The organism is Frankia sp. CoWAU3, assembly GCF_977971855.1.
Map to the genome: position 1 here is coordinate 20164 of NZ_CDWWXB010000024.1, position 3058 is coordinate 23221.

1 protein-coding gene is annotated in these 3058 nt (G+C 71.6%); it reads left to right on the top strand.

Features of this window, described 5'->3' with window-relative positions:
* Positions 1-92: 92 nt before the first annotated feature.
* Positions 93-3058, top strand: a 2966-nt coding sequence (locus tag AC08ON_RS04415; protein ID WP_476616504.1) for a beta-ketoacyl synthase N-terminal-like domain-containing protein, incomplete at its 3' end; no start/stop codon positions are given.

Consider the following 3058-nt stretch of genomic DNA (forward strand, 5'->3'; position numbering starts at 1 on the left):
AGTGGGCCGACGCGCGTGCCGAACTCGTCCGGCAGGGCCGCCGCTCTGGACGCACGGTCGCGGTCGGCTGGCCGCTATGGGCCGAGGGCGGCATGAGTCCCGACCCGAGCACGCTGCGCCTGCTGACCGGGCGGTCGGGGATGGTGCCGTTCACCACCCGGTCGGGCCTCGCGGTCTTCCAGGCCGCTCTCGCCGACGACGCCGGGAGCTTCGTCGTCCACGCGGCCGCCGCCGACGACAAGCCGGAAGTGCCCGCCGCGCCGCCGGAGCCCACAGGAGGTGCGGCGGCGCTCGGTCAAGATTCGGTCGAGTGTGAGCTGCGCCGCATCGCCTCCGGCTTCCTGCTGGTTCCCGAGGACGAGGTGGACCTCACCGAGGACCTGCTCGACGCGGGCTTCGACTCGGTCTCGCTGACCGAGCTGATCGGCCAGGTCAACGCGCTCTACGGCCTCGACCTGCTGCCGACGGTGCTCTTCGAGTGGACGACGCTGAGCGCCCTCGCGCGCTATCTGACGAGCAACCACACCGCCCAACTCGCCCCCGCCGCTTCGTCAGTCGCCGACGTTCCGCCAGACGTGGTGGTCTCGGAGGCCGCTGTCCCCCAGACTGACACCGCGGACGCCGCTGCCACCCCAGACGAGATCGCCATCATCGGCATCGCTGGAATCTTGCCCGGGTCGCCCGGTATGCACGAATACTGGCGGCACCTCGCCGCGGGCCACGACCTGATCACCGCGCCGCCGGCCGACCGCCTCGAACTGCTCGCCGATCCCGAACTCAAGGGCCTCGAAGGTGGGTTCCTCGCCGATATCGGGCGCTTCGACGCGCGCGCCTTCCGGATCTCGCCGCAGGAGGCCCGGGTGATGGACCCGCAGCAGCGGCTCTTCCTCACCGCCGCGCGGGACGCGATCCTGGACGCGGGATATGCCCCGGCCGACCTCGCTGGTTCCCGGACCGCAGTGTTCGCGGGCGTCTCCACCGCGGACTATGACGATCTGCTGCGTGTGGGCGGCGCCGCCGTCCACGCGCACACCGCGAGCGGCATCGCCCACTCCATCCTCGCCAACCGCGTCTCGCACGCCCTCGACCTGCACGGGCCGAGCGAGGCAGTGGACACCGCGTGCTCCAGTTCCCTGGTTGCGATTCACCGGGGTGTCACAGCCCTGCGCGCGGGCGAGTGCGAGGCCGTACTCGCCGGGGGAGTCAGTGCCCTGTTGAGCCCGGGCCTGTTCCGTGCCTTCGGGCAGTCCGGGATGCTCAGCCCCGGCCATCGCTGCCGTACCTTCGACCGGTCCGCGGACGGCTATGTGCGCGGCGAGGGCGTCGGCGTCGTGCTGCTCAAGCCCCTGGCTGCCGCCCGGGCCGGCGGTGACCACGTCTACGCGGTGATCGCGGGCTCGGCCGTCAACCACGGCGGCCGCGCCTCCTCGCTCACCGCGCCGAACCCGGCACTCCAGGCAGAGGCGCTGTACAGCGCCTACAAACGCGCCGCGATCGACCCGCGCACCCTCACCTTCATCGAGGCACATGGCACGGCGACCCCGCTCGGCGACCCCGTGGAGGCCGACGGAATCAAGCGCGCAACTCGGCGCCTGTACGACGAGCACGGAGCCACCGTGCCCCACGAGCCCGTACTGGCGCTCGGATCGGTCAAGAGCAACCTCGGACACCTGGAGGCCGCCTCCGGGATCGCAGGGCTCCTCAAGACGGTGCTCGCGATGCAGAACGGCGTGCTGCCACCGTCACTCCACTTCGACGAGCCGAACCCGCATCTGCGATTCGCGGATAGCCCGCTGTACGTCAACACCGAGGCCAGGCGGTGGCCGTATGTCACCGACGAGCACGGCCGGAACGTGCGTGTCGCGGGCGTCAGCTCCTTCGGCTTCGGCGGCACCAACGCCCACGTCGTCCTGCGCGCCGACCGGTCGGACCCGGGCCCGTCCGCCTCGCCGGGCTCGTGGCTGGTCCCGGTCAGTGCGTACGACGCCGCGAGTCTCGCCGCACGCGCCGCCGCGCTCGCGGACGACATCCGCGATCGTGCCGAGCCGTTGATCGCAGAACTCGCCTGTTCGCTGCAGCTTTCCGACCGTCACGGCGCCGTGCGTGCGGCGCTGATCGCAGACGACGTGAGCGACCTGCTGAAGCTGCTCGCCGAGCTCGCGGGCTCCGGCGGCGACGCGGCCGGAAGCGTGCTGATCGGTGACGGCGAGGTGCCCGAGCCGCTGCGGGCTGACGCGGCCCGCTGGACGGACGGCGGGTCGATCGACTGGCGGCGGTACTGGGCGGAGGGCCGTCCCGGCCGCGTCACCCTGCCGACCCCGGCGCCGCGCGGTGCCACGTACTGGTTCGACGGCCGAGCATCGCTGGCAGGAGGTACTCCGCCCATGGCCGAAACGCGCGTCGAAACCACGTCTGAGGCCCCGGTCGCATCGTCGGCCCCACGCCCGCGCATCCGCCTCACGCCCACCGCGGCACGTCCGGCGGCCGTCGTGCGTGAGCAGAAGCGGCAGCCTGAGAAGCCCGCCGTTCCCGTGCCCGCTGCGTCAACACCCGCGTCGGCGCCGCGGTCCGTCTCGGCCTCCCACGTCGCGATCGTTATCCGCGACCGCGCGGCGCGTCTTCTCGACATCGACCCCGCCGAATTCCCGCTCGACGCCTCGTTCACCGAATTCGGCCTCGACTCCATCTTCCGCATGGACCTGGCCCGCGAGCTGGCCACGTTCTACAACGTCGAAGTCAGGGCTGCCGACCTCTACGAGTTCGACGGTGCGAACGACCTCGCCCAGCGCATCGCCTCCGCGGCGTCCGAGGCGTCTCTGCCAGCCGAGCCCGCCGCCGCGTCGATCGACCCCCAGGCCGTCGTCGAACCCACCGACGACCCGGCTGCCCTCCTCACCCGCATCGTTGAGAGCATCACCGGCCACGCTCTCCAGCCCGGTGAGGACTTCACCGCCCACGGGCTCACCTCCTTCGACATGCTCCGCATCATCAGCGCGCTGGAACGCGAGTTCGGCTCGCTTCGTAAGACCCTGTTCTTCGACCACCCGACCGCCGCATC